Annotated in this window: 15 protein-coding genes; 6 read left to right on the top strand and 9 right to left on the bottom strand. The window is 42.1% G+C overall.

All coding sequences use genetic code 11. From position 1 onward, the window contains the following. Positions 1–9 precede the first annotated feature (9 nt). On the bottom strand, positions 10–1,068 hold the full coding sequence (gene ansB / locus I2I04_RS17415; protein WP_195655502.1) for an L-asparaginase 2: 1,059 nt from the start codon (positions 1,066–1,068) through the stop codon (positions 10–12). Between the two features lie 35 nt (positions 1,069–1,103). After that, positions 1,104–2,414 (bottom strand): anaerobic C4-dicarboxylate transporter family protein, encoded by a 1,311-nt coding sequence (locus I2I04_RS17410; RefSeq protein ID WP_195655501.1) that lies wholly within the window; start codon positions 2,412–2,414, stop codon positions 1,104–1,106. Positions 2,415–2,591: 177 nt separating this feature from the next. On the opposite strand from I2I04_RS17410, the gene I2I04_RS17405 reads away from it, so the two are divergent. After that, positions 2,592–4,025 (top strand): aspartate ammonia-lyase, encoded by a 1,434-nt coding sequence (locus I2I04_RS17405; RefSeq protein ID WP_143259200.1) that lies wholly within the window; start codon positions 2,592–2,594, stop codon positions 4,023–4,025. 221 nt (positions 4,026–4,246) lie between these two features. Continuing rightward, positions 4,247–5,620 (top strand): FAD-dependent oxidoreductase, encoded by a 1,374-nt coding sequence (locus I2I04_RS17400; RefSeq protein ID WP_195655500.1) that lies wholly within the window; start codon positions 4,247–4,249, stop codon positions 5,618–5,620. 414 nt (positions 5,621–6,034) lie between these two features. Here I2I04_RS17400 and arsB read toward each other — a convergent pair whose 3' ends face one another. The 7 genes from arsB to I2I04_RS17365 all read right to left on the bottom strand — a co-directional run bounded on the left by arsB (position 6,035) and on the right by I2I04_RS17365 (position 10,930). Then, positions 6,035–7,075, bottom strand: a complete 1,041-nt coding sequence (arsB, locus tag I2I04_RS17395) for an ACR3 family arsenite efflux transporter (protein ID WP_195655499.1) — start codon at positions 7,073–7,075, stop codon at positions 6,035–6,037. Between the two features lie 13 nt (positions 7,076–7,088). Beyond that, positions 7,089–8,804 carry an arsenical pump-driving ATPase gene (gene arsA / locus I2I04_RS17390; RefSeq protein ID WP_195655498.1) on the bottom strand — a complete coding sequence of 572 codons (1,716 nt, stop codon included), beginning with the start codon at positions 8,802–8,804 and terminating at the stop codon, positions 7,089–7,091. A 4-nt stretch (positions 8,805–8,808) separates the two neighbouring features. Further along, positions 8,809–9,141 (bottom strand): arsenite efflux transporter metallochaperone ArsD, encoded by a 333-nt coding sequence (gene arsD / locus I2I04_RS17385; RefSeq protein WP_195470687.1) that lies wholly within the window; start codon positions 9,139–9,141, stop codon positions 8,809–8,811. 18 nt (positions 9,142–9,159) lie between these two features. Then, complete coding sequence (locus tag I2I04_RS17380; protein WP_195655497.1) at positions 9,160–9,867, bottom strand: aromatic aminobenezylarsenical efflux permease ArsG family transporter; 708 nt, start codon at positions 9,865–9,867, stop codon at positions 9,160–9,162. Between the two features lie 7 nt (positions 9,868–9,874). Beyond that, on the bottom strand, positions 9,875–10,303 hold the full coding sequence (locus tag I2I04_RS17375) for a nitrophenyl compound nitroreductase subunit ArsF family protein (RefSeq protein WP_118219110.1): 429 nt from the start codon (positions 10,301–10,303) through the stop codon (positions 9,875–9,877). An 18-nt stretch (positions 10,304–10,321) separates the two neighbouring features. Beyond that, a complete protein-coding gene (locus tag I2I04_RS17370) occupies positions 10,322–10,555 on the bottom strand; it encodes a thioredoxin family protein (protein WP_008023059.1) in 234 nt (77 codons plus the stop codon). 66 nt (positions 10,556–10,621) lie between these two features. Next, positions 10,622–10,930 (bottom strand): ArsR/SmtB family transcription factor, encoded by a 309-nt coding sequence (locus tag I2I04_RS17365; protein ID WP_008023058.1) that lies wholly within the window; start codon positions 10,928–10,930, stop codon positions 10,622–10,624. A 1,036-nt stretch (positions 10,931–11,966) separates the two neighbouring features. Between I2I04_RS17365 and I2I04_RS17360 the strand changes: the two genes are divergently transcribed. The 4 genes from I2I04_RS17360 to I2I04_RS17345 all read left to right on the top strand — a co-directional run bounded on the left by I2I04_RS17360 (position 11,967) and on the right by I2I04_RS17345 (position 17,738). Continuing rightward, positions 11,967–12,398 (top strand): hypothetical protein, encoded by a 432-nt coding sequence (locus tag I2I04_RS17360; RefSeq protein WP_195470683.1) that lies wholly within the window; start codon positions 11,967–11,969, stop codon positions 12,396–12,398. Positions 12,399–12,657: 259 nt separating this feature from the next. After that, the gene (locus I2I04_RS17355) at positions 12,658–13,239 is read left to right on the top strand and encodes a porin family protein (protein ID WP_195655496.1); all 582 of its coding nucleotides are present in this window, start codon (positions 12,658–12,660) and stop codon (positions 13,237–13,239) included. A 194-nt stretch (positions 13,240–13,433) separates the two neighbouring features. After that, a complete protein-coding gene (gene priA, locus I2I04_RS17350) occupies positions 13,434–15,890 on the top strand; it encodes a primosomal protein N' (RefSeq protein WP_195655495.1) in 2,457 nt (818 codons plus the stop codon). 51 nt (positions 15,891–15,941) lie between these two features. Beyond that, positions 15,942–17,738, top strand: coding sequence for a DUF4091 domain-containing protein (locus tag I2I04_RS17345; RefSeq protein WP_195655494.1), 1,797 nt, complete (start codon positions 15,942–15,944; stop codon positions 17,736–17,738). Positions 17,739–17,766 lie beyond the last annotated feature (28 nt).

Raw genomic sequence — 17,766 nt, 5'->3', positions numbered from 1 at the left:
GTCAGGCTTTTAGTATTCGTTAAAATATTGCTGAATTTGTTTCCAGTCAGTCGTTTTGGTTAGTGCAAGCATTAACAAAACACGTGATTTCTGCGGATTCAGTTCCTGTGAAGCCACAAATTGATACTTAGCGTCGTCTACCTCTGCATCCAGAGTGGTAGGACCTGTCGGGACACGGGAAGAACGAACTACAAGAATTCCTTTTTGGCGAGCGTCTGTCAGTACCGGGAAGATATTCTGATGGATATTTCCATTTCCTACTCCTGCGTGGATAATACCTTTATAGCCGTTGTTGAGCATGGGAGCTACCATATCTGCTTCAATGTTAGAATAGCTGTATACGATACCTACTTTAGGAAGTGCGTTCAGATGAGTAACGTCGAAAACGGATTGGGTGGTATGTTTTTTAAGGGTTACCTGGTTATAGAATACTTTTCCGTTCAACACATAACCCAGTGCGCCGGAGTTGGGAGCTTGGAAAGTTTGCACGTCGACCGTGTTCATTTTAACTGTACTCTGTGCTCCCAGGATCAGTCCGTTCATGGCAACCAGTACACCTTTGTCTTTGGATTCTTTTGCGGCGGCGGTAACTACGGCGTTGTAGAGATTCAACGGGCCGTCGGCACTTAGAGCAGTAGACGGACGCATGGCACCTACCAGTACCACCGGTTTATCACTTTTAACGGTCAGGTTCAAGAAGTAGGCAGTTTCTTCCATTGTATCGGTTCCGTGAGTAATCACGATGCCGTCAATGTCCGGGCGTTTCAATAGTTCATTTATTTTTTTGGCAAGTGTCAGCCAAACTTGGTCGTTCATGTCCTGCGAACCGATTTTGACAATCTGTTCTCCGGTCACGTTGGCGATGTCCTTAATTTCGGGTACAGCATCGAGCAGTGCGCCGATAGCAACTTGTCCTGCTGTGTAGCTGGTTCCGGTAGCTGAACTTCCTGTGCCTGCAATCGTTCCTCCGGTGGCAAGGATATGAATGTTCGGTTTTGCGGCAAATGCCATTGTTACAGAAAATAGTAGTGTGACTACTACCAGTCCAAAGCTTTTGAATTGTTTCATAACTGAATGATGTTTAGGTTAATAATATATGTATATTAAAATATTTGTATAAAGAGCAATCCCAGGGCAATGGCAACAATCGTCGATATCAGGCCGGGCATCATGAACGAATGATTCAACACGTATCTACCGATTTTTGTTGTCCCGGTACGGTCGAAATTAATGGCGGCCACTACGGTAGGATAATTCGGAATAAAGAAATATCCGTTCACTGCCGGGAACAAGGCTATCAGCATATAAGGAGAAATTCCCAACGCAATACCCAGAGGTACGAGTGCCCGAACGGTGGCAGCTTGGCTGTACAGCAGAATAGACATCACAAACAGCGCGACACCAAACAGCCACGGCATTTGTTGTACGATCCCTTCAATAGAAAGAGTCAGCTGTCCCATATTTCCCTGGAGGAAGGTATCTCCCATCCAGGCAATGCCGAAGATGGCAATCACCGCTTGCATACCTGCCGGAAATACGGAGCCTTGCGTTGCTTTGATTCCGTCGGTCTTGGTCACTAGCAGGATGATGGCGGCAGCCGATAACATTACGATTTCAATGATAGAAGACATTCCTAATGTAACGATTTCTCCGTCGATCAGGAAACTGGGGCGCATTCCTTCAAAAGAGCCGAAGAGTACGATAAACGCAGTTGCCAATATAAAGATAAGGACGGAAATCATAGCGGAACGTTTGTTCTTCACATCTTTAATCTCCACCTTTTTATTGTTGAATAGTCCTTCTTTGAGGCGTTTCTGATATTCGGGGTCTTCCACCAATTCTTTACCGACTTTCATAGAGAATAAAGCCCCAACCAAGACTCCGACAATGGTAGCGGGAATCGTAATCTTGAGAATGTCGAACAGGGTAATATCGAATCCGGCTAAGAGCCCGAGAAGTGCTACGGTGGCGGCAGAAATCGGGCTGGCTGTAATGGCTTGTTGGGACGCAATGACGGCAATACCCAACGGACGTTCCGGACGGATTTTTGTTTCGGTGGCAACTTCCGCGATGACCGGCAACACAGAATAGGCAACGTGTCCCGTTCCGGCTACAAAAGTAAACAGGTAAGTCACCAGCGGGCTAAGCAAGGTGACGTGTGAAGGATTTTTACGAAGCAAATGTTCTGCCAGTTTCACCATATAGTCCAGTCCGCCGGCTGCTTGCATACAGGAGGCGGCCGAAATCACTGCGGCAATCATTAACATAACGTCGATAGGAGGTGCGGTGGGTTGTAAACCAAAAACGAACGTAAGTATAGCCAACCCAACTCCTCCCATCACGCCGAGACCGATACCTCCTAGGCGTGCGCCAATAATAATAGCTGTCAGAACAAATGCTAATTGTAATATCATAGAATGCTGTTTTAAGTTCCAAACAAAGATAAGTGATTTCTTTCTTTGTATTTTCTTTTTCTTGTATTAACAACAAAAAAGTTATTGAATAGTTTTTGCATATTTATTAAAACAATAACTAAACTCATTGGTTATTATAAGAACTAACGAAACTGTTATTATTATAAAACAACCGATATGGAACAAAATTTATCAAAAAAAACTCGTACGGAGAGTGACCTGATAGGTAGTCGTGAAGTGCCGGAAAGTGCACTGTACGGAGTACAGACACTCCGCGGTATCGAAAACTTTCGCATCAGCAAGTTTCATTTAAATGAGTACCCATTGTTTATTCAGGCATTGGCTATCACAAAGATGGGAGCCACCGTCGCCAATCGCGAACTGGACTTATTAACCGAAGAACAAACGGATGCTATCTTGAGAGCTTGTAAAGAAATACTTGAGGGAAAGCATCATGAACAGTTCCCCGTAGATATGATTCAGGGGGGAGCCGGTACTACCACGAACATGAATGCCAATGAAGTGATTGCCAACCGGGCCTTGGAACTGATGGGACATCAGCGTGGAGAGTATCAATACTGTTCGCCTAACGATCATGTCAACCGTTCGCAATCTACCAACGATGCTTATCCCACCGCTATCCACATTGGGCTGTATTACACTCATTTGAAACTGGTTAAGCATTTGGAAGTTTTGATCGAGGCTTTCCGGAAGAAAGGAAGTGAGTTTGCGCATGTCATCAAAATGGGACGTACCCAATTGGAAGATGCCGTACCGATGACTCTCGGACAGACCTTCAACGGGTTTGCGAGCATTCTTGAACATGAAGTGAAGAATCTTGATTTTGCCGCACAGGACTTTCTGACAGTCAATATGGGAGCGACGGCCATCGGAACCGGAATCACCGCCGAACCGGAATATGCGGAGAAGTGCATTGCCGCTTTGCGCAAGATTACGGGACTGGATATAAAGCTTGCCGATGATTTGGTAGGAGCCACTTCGGACACTTCCTGCATGGTAGGTTATTCGGGAGCGATGAGGCGTATAGCTGTCAAAATGAATAAGATATGTAATGACTTGCGGTTGCTGGCCTCCGGTCCGCGTTGCGGATTGGGAGAAATCAATCTGCCGGCTATGCAACCGGGATCTTCCATCATGCCGGGAAAAGTGAACCCGGTGATTCCTGAAGTAATGAATCAGGTAGCTTATAAGGTCATAGGAAATGATCTTTGTGTGGCTATGAGTGGCGAAGCCGCTCAAATGGAGCTGAATGCGATGGAGCCGGTGATGGCGCAATGCTGTTTCGAGTCTGCCGACTTGTTGATGAATGGCTTCGATACCTTGCGTACGTTATGCATCGACGGCATAACAGCCAATGAAGAAAAATGCCGGAAAGATGTGCACAACAGCATTGGAGTGGTGACAGCCCTGAATCCGGTGATTGGTTATAAAAATTCTACCAAGATAGCTAAAGAAGCATTGGAAACAGGAAAGGGAGTTTATGAACTCGTTTTGGAGCATAATATCCTTTCCAAGAAAGATTTGGATACCATTCTGGAACCTGAAAACATGATTAAACCAGTCAAACTGGATATTCACCCCAACCGTTGATAGATAGTAAGTGGAAATCGATTCAATAGGGAAATCGCCGGGCAGATCACTGATCTGTTCCGGCGATTTTGAGTATTTGTTATTTTATTCTTATATGGGAATAATTGCTAATTTATCCGGTAAAATGGTTATTGTTCATTACTTCAAAAGTTGTGAACTTTGCAATATCATTCGTAGTGAGCATAATAAGTGAACTTAGAACCAATTTAAAGTATATAAATATGAATGCATTTGATGTTATTATTATCGGTTTTGGCAAGGGCGGGAAGACCCTTGCGGCAGAGTTTGCAAAGCGTGGGCGAAAAGTTGCCATTGTTGAACGTTCTGATAAAATGTATGGAGGAACGTGTATTAATATCGGTTGTATTCCGACCAAGACATTGGTTCATCAGGCTAAAATTGCTTCCGGTATGAAAGATGCTACATTTGAAGAAAGGAGTGAGTTCTATCGCAATGCCATTTCTGTGAAAGAAGCTGTGGCAAGTGCATTGAGAAATAAGAATTACCATAATCTGGCAGATAATCCCAATGTAACAGTCTATACAGGTGTAGGCTCTTTTGTCTCTTCCGATGTGGTTTCTGTCCGTACATCTACTGAAGAAATAATGCTGACATCGAAGCAAATTATTATCAATACGGGAGCAGAGACAGTTATTCCACCTATTGAGGGAGTTGCGGGTAATCCATTGGTTTATACAAGTACCTCAATCATGGAATTGACCGAGCTTCCCCGTCGGCTGGTCATTATCGGTGGCGGTTACATCGGTTTGGAATTTGCGTCTATGTATGCTTCATTCGGTTCACAAGTGACAGTACTCGAGAGTTATCCTGAACTGATTGTGCGTGAAGACCGGGATATTGCTGCAAGTGTAAAAGAAACATTGGAGAAAAAAGGCATTATTTTTCGAATGAATGCAAAAGTACAATCTGTGAAGCATATCGAAGATAGTGCACTCGTTGTTTTTTCTGATTCACAAACAGGTGAGGTGTTGGAACTTAAAGCTGATGCTGTCTTGTTGGCTACAGGACGCCGGCCGAACACGAAAGATTTGAATTTGGAAGTTGCCGGAGTAGAGACGGATGCACGCGGAGCGATTATTGTGGATGAATACCTGCAAACAACCCATCCGAATATACGTGCTGTTGGTGATGTGAAAGGTGGTTTGCAGTTCACTTATATTTCATTGGATGATTACCGGATTATCCGGGAGGATTTGTTTGGAGATAAAGAACGGACAACCAGTGATCGCAATCCGGTTAGCTACTCTGTTTTTATTGATCCTCCATTAGCACGTATCGGATTGAACGAAGAGGAGGCTCGTAAGCAGAATTTGGATATTATTATCAAGAAATTGCCTGTTATGGCGATACCAAGAGCGAAGACATTGGGAGAAACGGACGGCCTGTTGAAAGCTGTTATTGATAAGAATACAGGAAAAATATTGGGCTGTATGCTGTTTGCACCTGATTCCAGCGAAGTTATTAATACAGTTGCTGTTGCAATGAAAACAGGGCAGGATTATACTTTCCTGCGTGACTTCATTTTTACTCATCCTAGTATGAGCGAAGCGTTAAATGATTTATTCTCATTGTAGTAAGAATGAATATATCTAGTTGTATTTTCTTCCATAAAGTTTAAAAAAGATCAAAGGACCTGCCATCTGCAACAAAACGCTTGTAATGTATTAGTAAATAAGTGGTTGGAGAGTTGCAGAACCTGTTGCAGATGTGTTGCAGATAAGTATCTGCAACACATAATATAACTAAAGAAAAGCCCTTGATTTCTTTATGCAAAGTTATATGAAGTTCTAGTTATCCTTACGGGAGAGTTATAGTAACTCTATATAGAAACTTCAGTTTCCTACTTTGGGAACTGTAGTTTCCCGCCTTGGGAACTATAGTTTCTTGCCTTGGAAACTCTCGTTTCCTATACTGGAAACAGAAGTTTCTCGGCCTGAAACATGTAGAAGAACTGTTCTTGATGTTTTTCTTTGCTAGTCAGTTTGTTTCTAGTTCTTTGCTTCAAACTTGCGGCGCATCTTTAACGCATATCTTACCAATAGTATCAATACAGGTACTTCTACCAGTGGTCCGATTACCGCGGCGAAAGCCTCTCCCGAACTGATACCGAAAACAGCAATTGCAACGGCAATAGCCAATTCAAAATTATTCCCGGTAGCCGTAAATGATACGGAAGCGGCTTTTGGGTAATCCGTTCCCATTTTTCGGGTAATAAAAAAGGAAACAAAAAACATGATTCCAAAATACAACACCAACGGGACTGCTATTATCATCACATCATACGGCAATTTTATGATATATTCTCCCTTGTAAGAGAACATTATCACGATTGTAAACAGCAAGGCCAACAATGTAACCGGGCTGATTTTAGGGATAAATTGCTGGTAATACCAATCCATACCTTTATTCTTAACCAAGACTAAACGTGTCAGAAATCCAAGAACAAACGGTATTCCTAAATAAATGCCTACACTTTTCGCAATCGCGGACATCGTGATTTGTTGAACGGCGTCGGTTGTTTCCATTCCCACCCATTCAGGGAACACAGATAAGAAGAAATAAGCATATACAGAAAAGAAAAGGACTTGAAAGATGCTGTTAAAAGCGACCAGTCCGGCCGTATATTCGTTGCTTCCTCCTGCAAGTTCGCTCCAAACCAGCACCATGGCGATACATCGTGCAAGACCTATCATAATCAATCCATACATATATTCGGGGTAATTATGCAGGAAGACGATTGAGAGAACGAACATCAGTATCGGCCCTACCAACCAATTCAACAAAAGTGATACGGTCAGGATTTTCTTATCTTTGAATACCTTGCCTAATTCTTCATATTTCACCTTTGCCAAAGGGGGATACATCATTAGTATAAGTCCTATTGCCAAGGGGATATTCGTCGTTCCGATTTCAAAATGACTCCAAAAGTTCACGATGCCGGGATATAGGTAGCCCAATCCTACACCGATAAACATTGCTGAGAAAATCCATACCGTCAAATAACGGTCTAAAAAAGCAAGTTGTTTCATAATCACTCTCTTTTTATTTTGCTCTCCATACGATTAACGCAGTATTATTGTCAGATAATTTCTTTACTCTGTCGATCCATGGCAACTCACTTTGTGCTTTGGCCTTTAAAAATGGGTTTTGGGTATCAACCAGAGATAAACAGGAGTTTATCACCCACCACTTGTTCTCGATGCCTGCCCGTTGCAAATCTTGCAATAAACGTTCCGCCTCAAAAACAGGGGTTGCTTCCGGAAGTGTTACGATGACAACCTCCGTTTCTTTGGGATTGCGCAGACGTGGCAATAGGTTTGCCACTGCTCCCTTGATTTCTCCTTGCGTCCGCTCTACCTCCTTGTGATAACTTTGCGTTGCATCCAACAATAACAAAGTATGTCCGGTTGGTGCTGTGTCTATTACCACAATTTCCGTATCAGCCTTTTCCACTATATCGGCAAATGCCTTAAATACAGCTATTTCCTGGGTACAAGGGGAACGCAAATCTTCCTCGATATATTCCATATCTTCGGCCGTCATTTTGTTTTCTCTGGCTTTTGCCCTTACCTCGTTTTTATAAGCCTCCAGTACTTCGGCTTCGTCTATTTTACTAACGTCGATCCCAGCTTTTATTACAAGTTCATAATTCAAATGATTGGCTGGGTCTGTTGTTGTCAAATGCACTTTTGCGCCAAGCTCTTTTAGCTTTAGGGCGATATTGGTTGCAACAGTTGTTTTTCCTACGCCTCCTTTTCCCATTGTAAAAATAACCCGTTTGCCGGAAGAAAAAAGGTCGTTCACCAAATCGTCCAGATTCTTTTCACCCTGCAAAGGCTTGTAATCACCTCCCGAAATAATGTTATCGCCCGATAACATTTTCCGGATATTTTCTATAGTTGATAAATTGTAGGAACGTAATGGAACACTATATGCCGGATAATTTATCAACTCTTCCGGAATGTTCTGTAAAGCTGAAGTTTGTTTTTCGCTTAATAGCTTGGAAACCTTGTCGTTATCATCGGTTTGTTGTAACACCCCGTTTATGACAAGTACCTGGTTTTTTATGCCAAGCAAATTCAACTCGTGGGAAGAACGTGCAGCCTCCTTTAATGGTGCAAGATCCGGGCGGGCAACTAGTATCAGGCTGGTTGCTTTTCCGTCGGATAAGGTATTTACAGCCTGTTTATAAATGTCTTTTTTTTCTTCCAGTCCCGATAGCTGGCCTAAGCAAGATGCGCCATGTGTACTTTCACTGATAAACGTACTCCAAGCGGACGGTAATTGTAACATTCTTAGGGTGTGTCCCGTTGGCGCTGTATCAAAAATGATATAATCGTATTCTTTTTCTTTGGTTTTGTCAGTGATAAAATCCGAAAACTCATTGAACGCTGCAATCTCCACTGTGCAAGATCCGGACAGTTGTTCTTCCATATTCCGGATCACACTTTCCGGCAATTTCCCACGATAAGGAGAGATTACGCTTTCCCGGTATTCTGCGGCTGCTTTTTCCGGATCAAGATTTACGACCGTCAGGCCGGGTACTTCGGAGATATTCGTACCATGCCCGTTCAGTTCCTGTCCAAACACATCTTGCAAATTAGAGGCTGGATCTGTACTTATCAATAATATCTTTTTGCCAAGATCAGCAAGACCTACGGCCGTAGCGCATGCGATAGACGTTTTTCCTACACCGCCTTTGCCAGTAAAAAACAAATACTTTGTTAACTGTATATCGGATAAATTAAAATTCTTCATAATCTCATTCGTTGATAATTGGAATAATGTCTAACTTAATGCCTGTCCACTCGCTCAGCTGCTTATTGGTCGGGTACCCTTTTGTTACCACGATTTCCCCTTCTACTATGGTGATTGGCAAACCTTCTGCACCTTCTTTCATCAAATAATCATTAACCGTTTTATTGCTGACATAAAGCTGCGGCTCGTCTCGTAAATTATGACGTTCGACAACGATCCCCTGTCTTTTGAGGGTTTCCAGCACGGCCGCAATCCTCATAAGGTCAGGATTGATATTCGGACCACACAATCCGGTAGGACAACACATCGCCGGATCAAAAATCTCGATTCTTTTCATATTCTGTTTTTATTTAATTTATAAGTAATTGATATATGCGTAATAAATGCCGACTGCGATAAATAAAACAGCTACCACTCTGTTAAACCATTTCTGAAATATCTGTATGCGGTTGTAGAATTTGCCTATCCCGGCAACACTATACGCCAAAATCCAAGCTACCAGAATGACGGGCAGGCCGGTAGCCACCGCATAGACAATAGGCAAGAGGTAGCCTCCCGGTTCTGCTGCCGACATCGGTATAAGCATCCCAAAGTAAAACAGTCCGCTGGTAGGGCAAAATACCAGAGCAAAAAGCACTCCAAGTAGAAGGCTGCCTAAATTGCCTTTCAATTTTTCCGCCTTTCTTGTTCCCGGAAATCCGAACTTAGGTAAATTCAAACGATTTCCGAAAAGCATGAATACTCCTACAAATATCAAGACCGGGGCGATTAGTATTTCACCATATTTACTTATACCTTTTTGTAGGGAAAACATGCTTGATCCCTCTTTCAATATAGAAATCAGGATGATCCCTAAAACCGTATAAGCCACAACACGCCCCAAGGTATAAAGCAATCCTCCTAAAAAAATCTTGTTCCGGTTGCCTATATCCTTACTGATAAAGCCTATCGCAGTTATATTGGTAGCTAAAGGGCAAGGACTTATGGCTGTAAGCAAACCGAGCAGGAAAGCGGTTATTACCGGGATATTACTATTATCCAGAAGATTTTGAAGAAAATCCATATAATAGTTATTTTAGCAGTTCATTTATTTTGTTCTTTATACCTTCTTTGAATATGTCCGGTGATCCCTTTGCGTTGGCAAAAGAAAATTCAGTCATGTTATTAACAGTTTCTTTTCCTCCCTTCCAGCCGTTTATATACAAAGACGACCATGTCACCTCATATTTATCCGTGATCGCTTCATTTTGCGGATCTGAAATATCTATAACCTTATACACAACTGCCCCTTTATCGATTTGATTTTTGAAAGTGGCTTCCAACACTTCATTCGTCAGTTGCTCAATCGCACGGCAGGTAACACACCGTTGTTTTCCATGAAAGTAGATTACTTCTACACGATCTCCCTGTGCGGAAACCTCTTGTTTGTTTTCTGTTTTTGGTTTCCCGCTACAAGAAAACAGGAGTAAGCTGATAGCAATCAAAAATAAATGTTTCATAGGTACAGTTTTTCTAAGTTATTGTTTCAATAGTTCTTTTACTTCGGCTAAGGATAATTTTCTTCCGGCGGAAACGATCTTTTCGTCAATCACTAATGCCGGCAAACTAAGGATATTATACTCCATGATTTTTAAAATATCTTCCTCTTTAACTAACGTAGCATCTAAATTTAGATCTCTTACCGCCTGTTCTACTGTTACGTACAGCGCCTTACAATTTGCGCAGCCTGTACCCAAAACTTTAATTTCCATATTTCCTATTTTATATATTAAACGTAATTCGCAAAACAACGAACAATGGGTCTAAAAAAAGGGCTGCTATTCACAGCAAGCACCTTTTTTAGAAGCGCAATCGCAAAAGAATTGGGCGAACAACTGTCTGGCTATTTCCCAGTTTTCACGGTTTATGCAATATTTCACTTTGGGCGTTTCTATTTCACCCTGTATCAGTCCAGCGTCTTTTAGTTCTTTTAGATGCTGGGAAACGGTTGCTTTAGCGATTGGCAACTCATCGTGGATATCCCCAAAATAACAGCTTTCTTGCCTTGCAAGAAAATTAAGTATTGCTATTCTGGTGGGATGCCCCAACGCTTTAGCAAAACGGGCAATCTGTTCCTGCTGTTCCATACATTAGTTCCTCTTTTATTTAATGTTCGCAAATATACGAACGTTGCTATAAAAAAGCAAATCTAATGTTCGTGTTTTAACGAACATTCACGGCTTTAATTTAGAAAGATGATGATAGCTTGGTTATAAGTTTATCTATAATGTTCTTATTGTTAGTGCTAATTAGGTGTTATTATACTGTTTCCCATGCATTAATACCTGAGTTTCTAACTATTAATACCTAATTTTCTAACTATTAATATATGATTTTTAGGGAGTTAATACTTGATGCTATAGCTGTTAATACTTTTGGTGGTGGTAGGTAATATGTTGTATATCAGTATATAATAAATCAGCCTTGATGTGGGACAAAAGGTGAGGGTAAAAGTTACCCTCACACCTACTATCACACTTACCCTCACACCTGTAACTCCGATGAATAAGGTTTTTCCAAACGATGGGTGAGAGTGTGAGAGTAAAATCGATTGTTATTTTTATTAGTGAGAGAAATTTCAGTAATCAGGAATAAGAAACAGGATTATATTTTATCAAATTCATTTTAATACATAACTTCCTATATTTATTTCCATATTTCTACTACGTTTCAAGAAAAACATATATCTTTGTCATACGCTTTCAGCCCATCAGCGTGATGAAATAGGCAGAAAGCGGTTTTTATTTCCTAATATGGAGTAAAAGCGTATTATCTCTCATGACTGAAATTAGCACTTGATGTAGAGAGAGATGATACGGCAGATACTCCACGTGAACGGATATATTCAACATATCGGTTAATGATGTGTTATATATAAACGATTGACGTGGGTGTCTGTTGTTATCATTGTCTTCTACAAGGGTTTGCTAGCCTCAGTCATAGATAATGGTACAGCAGCATCTGCGTCTTTCTTGTATTCGGTCGGTTATCAATTACCCCACAATTTAACCTAGCCAATTCCGATCCGGCGGACTGCAAAAAGAGTGGATGCTCGTTGTGCTAATATACATGAATAAAACATTATTCATCCCTTATTGTATCACACATAAAAGAACAAACGCTATGGCACAATGGATTAGTATAGAAGAAGCGGCTGCAAAGTACGGATTCGAGACAGAATATATCTGGGTCTTGATAGAGATAAGAGAAATCACCGTGGACTACCAAAGGGCCGACATCGACATCATCGACGATGAAAGTATTCAGGATTTTATCAACCGGAATAAAAAGGGGAGTACATTGATGTATATCGAAAAGTTGGAACGATATTGCATGGATAAATCTCAAATCTGTTCAATATACGCATCACTTTTGGGCAAACAAGATAAGGAAATCACCATATATAAAAGAGCTAAACTCTTGTATGACACATTGCAGGACAAATGGTTGAAGCAATGTGATCGGGTGAGGCACTTAGAAAAAGAACTTACATTGGAACAGACCACTTGCCGTACATGTTGGCTGAAAAGGTTATGTATGATAATTAGGAAGTAAATTTGATTAACTATCATTTTCCCAATATCTATAATGATAAATAGGATGAAAATTGAACTAATAAGAATTTCTTATTAGTCTGTGGATGGTGGATAAAACAGATGCTCTATTATAAGTTCAATCTCCAAAAGAACAAATATAAAAGTACGGACGCCGGATTAAGTGAACAACAGCGACTTTGAGCGAACAAAAAACAGATAAATTGTGTTTATTTATTCTAATTATATATCTTTGTCCCGAATTATAAACACGTAAATTTATGAAAAAGATTTTTGGTGCTTTAATGATTGCCGTATGTATCGGTATGGCAATGCCTGCCCAGGCGCAAATACACTTTGGTGTAAAAGGAGGTTTGAACTTGTCGAAGGCGAGTTTCTCTAATGTGAGCGAAAACTTTAAGAAGGATAATTTCACAGGTTTCTTTATTGGTCCGATGGCTGAGTTTAATATTCCAATCGTAGGGTTGGGAGTAGATGCTGCCTTGCTTTTTGCTCAAAGAGGTATAAAGGTTTCTGAAGGAAACGAGGATTTGACTATCAAGCAAAACGGTATTGATATTCCTGTAAACCTGAAATATACAATCGGTTTGGGAAGTATGGCCGGTATTTATCTTGCTGCAGGTCCTGATTTTTATTTCGATTTTGAAAAGAAGTCGGGTATCGATAAGAAGAAAGCGCAAGTAGGTATTAATGTCGGTGCCGGTTTGAAATTGCTGAACCATCTGCAGGTAGGTGCTAACTACAATATCCCATTGGGTGACACTGCTGATATTGAAGGTGAAGGAACAGACGCTTCTTATAAGACTAAGACTTGGCAAGTATCTGTTGCCTATATTTTTTAAATAGTCTGTCACTTTACATCGTATATAAAAAAGAGTTTCCGGTTAACGGGGACTCTTTTTTTGTTCGGAGGCTACCTTCTTGCAGTCTCGAAACTGTTTCTGACCAATCTTGCCTTAAGAAGCGTTTTTCTTTTGAGTGTTCTCTCTTTCTTCTTTTTCATTCCCCATTTTTTTATTGTATTTTTGTACCTGCAATGAAAAAATATGTAGATGTCATATTACCGCTTCCGCTTCCGAAGAGTTTTACTTACTCTTTGCCGGACGAATGTGCGGAAGATGTGAAGATAGGCTGCCGTGTGGTAGTTCCTTTTGGGCGGAAGAAATTTTATACTGCTATCGTCCTTAACGTTCATTATTGTGCTCCAACAGGGTACGAAGTGAAAGATATATCTGCATTACTGGATGCTTCTCCCATTTTACTACCTGCTCAATTCAAATTTTGGGAATGGATAGCCGATTACTATCTCTGTACGCAAGGAGATGTTTATAAAGCGGCACTTCCTTCCGGTCTGAAGCTGGAGAGTGAAACGATTGTTGAATATAATCCTGACTTTGAAGCGGATGCTCCATTGCCGGAACGCGAACAACGTATTTTGGATTTACTTGCCATAGACTCGCAGCAGTCCGTCACTAAACTGGAGAAAGACAGTGGCATAAAAAACATTCTTACTGCCATCAAGTCCCTGCTCGATAAAGAAGCTATTTTTGTAAAGGAAGAATTGAAACGTACTTATAAGCCAAAGACAGAGGCACGAGTGCGGCTTGCAGGTACGGCAGATGAAAAGCAACTCCATATCTTGTTTGATATTCTGTCTCGTGCTCCAAAGCAACTGGCATTGCTCATGAAATATGTAGAGTATTCAGGCATTTTAGGAGCCGGAACTCCGAAAGAAGTCTCCAAGAAAGAATTGTTGCAACGGGCTAATGTAGCTCCTTCGGTACTGAACGGGCTGGTGGATAAGAAGATTTTTGAAATATACTACCACGAAATCGGCCGATTGAATAAACAGGAGAAAGAAGTGGTCGAGCTGAACGGCTTGAACGAGTTTCAGCAACGGGCACATGATGAGATAGTTCAGTCTTTCCAGGAGAAAAACGTTTGTCTGCTTCATGGGGTAACATCCAGTGGGAAGACGGAAGTGTATATTCATCTGATCGAAGAAACGATTCGTCAGGGAAAGCAAGTCTTATATTTGTTGCCGGAGATTGCTTTGACTACTCAAATTACGGAGCGTCTGCAACGTGTCTTCGGTGCTCGTCTGGGTATCTACCATTCTAAATTCCCCGATGCCGAGCGGGTTGAAATATGGCGGAAACAACTGGGAGAGAACGGGTACGATATTATCTTGGGTGTTCGCTCTTCTGTGTTTCTTCCTTTCCGAAACCTGGGATTGGTGATTGTGGACGAAGAGCACGAAAATACATATAAGCAACAAGATCCCGCCCCCCGTTATCATGCCCGTAACGCTGCGATTGTGCTGGCTGCCATGTATGGAGCTAAAACCCTGTTGGGAACGGCTACTCCTTCTATCGAGTCGTGGCAGAATGCAGGAGAGGGAAAATATGGCTTTGTGCAACTGAAAGAACGATATAAAGAAATTCAAATGCCGGAGATTATTCCGGTGGATATAAAGGAATTGCATCGCAAAAAGAGGATGGTCGGACAATTCTCACCGCTCTTGATACAATACATGAAAGAGGCCTTGGAACAGAAAGAGCAAGTGATTCTCTTTCAGAACCGTCGCGGGTTTGCTCCGATGGTGGAGTGTCGTACCTGCGGTTGGGTGCCCAAGTGTAAGAATTGCGATGTAAGCCTTACCTATCATAAAGGAATTAATCAGCTGACCTGTCACTATTGCGGTTATACTTACCAACTGCCGAAATCCTGTCCTGCCTGCGAAGGTACGGAACTGGTGAACCGTGGTTTTGGTACGGAAAAGATTGAAGATGACATTAAAATCCTCTTTCCCGAAGCGGCAGTGGCACGAATGGACTTGGATACCACCCGCACCCGCTCGGCTTATGAAAAGATTATTGCGGATTTCGAACAGGGAAAGACGGATATATTGATTGGCACGCAGATGGTTTCGAAAGGATTGGATTTCGATCATGTCAGTATTGTAGGTATACTGAATGCCGATACGATGCTGAATTATCCGGATTTCCGTTCCTATGAACGTGCTTTCCAGTTGATGGCGCAGGTAGCGGGACGTGCCGGTCGTAAGAACAAACGGGGTAGGGTAGTGCTGCAAACCAAAAGCATCGAGCATCCTATCATCCATCAGGTCATTGCGAATGATTATGAAGATATGGTAGGCGGTCAATTGGCGGAACGGCAGATGTTCCATTATCCTCCTTATTACCGGTTGGTATATGTTTATCTGAAAAATCATAATGAAACGTTGCTGGATCAGATGGCGGTAGTGATGGCGGATAAGTTGCGAGCGGTATTTGGCAATCGGGTGTTGGGGCCGGATAAACCTCCTGTTGCCCGTATTCAAACGTTGTTTATCAAAAAGATTGTCGTAAAGATTGAACAGAACGCTCCGATGGGACGTGCCCGGGAATTGCTGTTGCGCATCCAACGGGAGATGCTGGAAGATGAACGCTATAAATCTTTGATTGTCTATTATGATGTAGACCCTATGTGATTCAATAATTTTCCCCCTAATAATAACCTTTAATCATTTAATTAACTAACCATGAAACGACTTACTATTTTTTCCCTGACTTGTCTCTTTAGCGTGGGCGCTGTTTTTGCCCAGCAAGGAGTCACTCAATGTGGCGTTCCGACAGGACAACCGAAGTTCCCTCTACTGACTTATCAGGAATTGTTCGATCCTGTTGCGCCTTCTGATAAAGAATGGGCGGGAGTGACAACAGCACAAGTATCTTGGGGCACAACAGACGTCCGATACGCAAAACATAGGCTTCCCCTGTTGAGGAACCAGCAAACGGTTGTTTTGAAAGGCTGGCGTGGTGAACGTGTGAACGCGCAAGCGGTTGTATGGACAGGCGTAGAACTGAAAGACCTGAATTTTAGTTTTGGTGATTTCAAAGACAAGAAAGGAAACATTCTTCCTCAGGATGCATTTACCGGTGGTTTTGTGCGTTATGTGATGACGGACGAATTGAACAAGGACGGCAGAGGTGCCTGCGGATATCGGAAAGCGATAGATTATGATTCATTATTGGTGGCCGACCCTATTGATACCAACCTGAAAGCGATGCCTTTGCCTGCTCGCACAGTTCAGCCTGTCTGGGTGCAGTGCTGGATTCCTCAATCGGCTGTTCCCGGAACGTATAAAGGGGAGTTGTTTATCAACGACGGCTCTCGTCTGTTGCAACGCCTGAATCTGGAAATTACCGTTTCTTCCCGTGAACTTCCTCCACCTTCGGAGTGGGCTTACCACCTGGATTTGTGGCAAAGTCCTTATGCAGTGGCACGTTACTATCAGGTTCCTTTATGGAGTCAGGAGCATTTAGACGCCATGCGTCCTTTGATGAAAATGCTGGCAGACGCCGGACAAAAGATTATCACGGCTACTTTGACGCACAAACCTTGGAACGGTCAGACGGAAGATTATTTTGATACAATGGTTACTTGGATGAAACGGGCGGACGGCACATGGTCTTTTGACTATACCATTTTCGACCGTTGGGTAGAATTTATGATGAGTGTGGGGATTGACAAACAGATTAACTGTTATTCGATGGTTCCTTGGGAGTTGTCATTCCAATATTACGACCAGGCAACCAACTCTCTGAAATTTGTGAAAACAGCACCGGGTGAAGAGGTCTACGAGGAAATGTGGGTAGCAATGCTTTCATCTTTCTCCAAGCATCTGAAAGAAAAAGGATGGTTCGATATCTGTACTATAGCAATGGATGAGCGTCCGATGGAAGTGATGCAGAAGACTTTGAAGGTGATTCGTAAAGCAGATCCGGATTTTAAAGTTTCCTTGGCCGGAAATTATCATGCGGAGATTGAGCCCGATCTATATGATTACTGTATTGTAATCGGACAGAACTTCCCGGAAGAAGTACGTCTCCGTCGCGTGGCAGAAAACAAACGTACCAACTATTACACCTGCTGTACGGAAGCTCACCCCAATACATTTACTTTCTCTGATCCTGCAGAAGCTGTCTGGATGAGTTATTATTCTTCTAAGAAACATCTGGATGGTTATTTGCGTTGGGCATACAACAGCTGGCCATTGGAACCGCTGCTCGATTCCCGTTTCCGTAGTTGGGCAGGTGGAGATACTTATCTTGTATATCCGGGAGCTCGTAGTTGTATCCGTTTCGAACGTTTGATTGAAGGAATACAGGCGCATGAGAAAATAAATATCCTCCGTCAGGAATTTGAGAAAAAGGGAAATAAAGCCGGATTAAAGAAAATAGAGAAAATGCTTGCTCCATTCAACTTGGGTAGTATGCCGGAAACTCCGGCAGCAGTGACCGTGAATCGGGCAAATCAGATACTGAATGCCTTTTAAATTATCATTTGACTTATTCTTGAATCTG

Origin of the sequence: Bacteroides sp. 1001136B_160425_E2, assembly GCF_015559655.1 — a bacterium.
Taxonomy (GTDB): Bacteria; Bacteroidota; Bacteroidia; order Bacteroidales; family Bacteroidaceae; genus Bacteroides; species Bacteroides luhongzhouii.
This window is presented reverse-complemented; position numbering and strand designations above follow the sequence as displayed.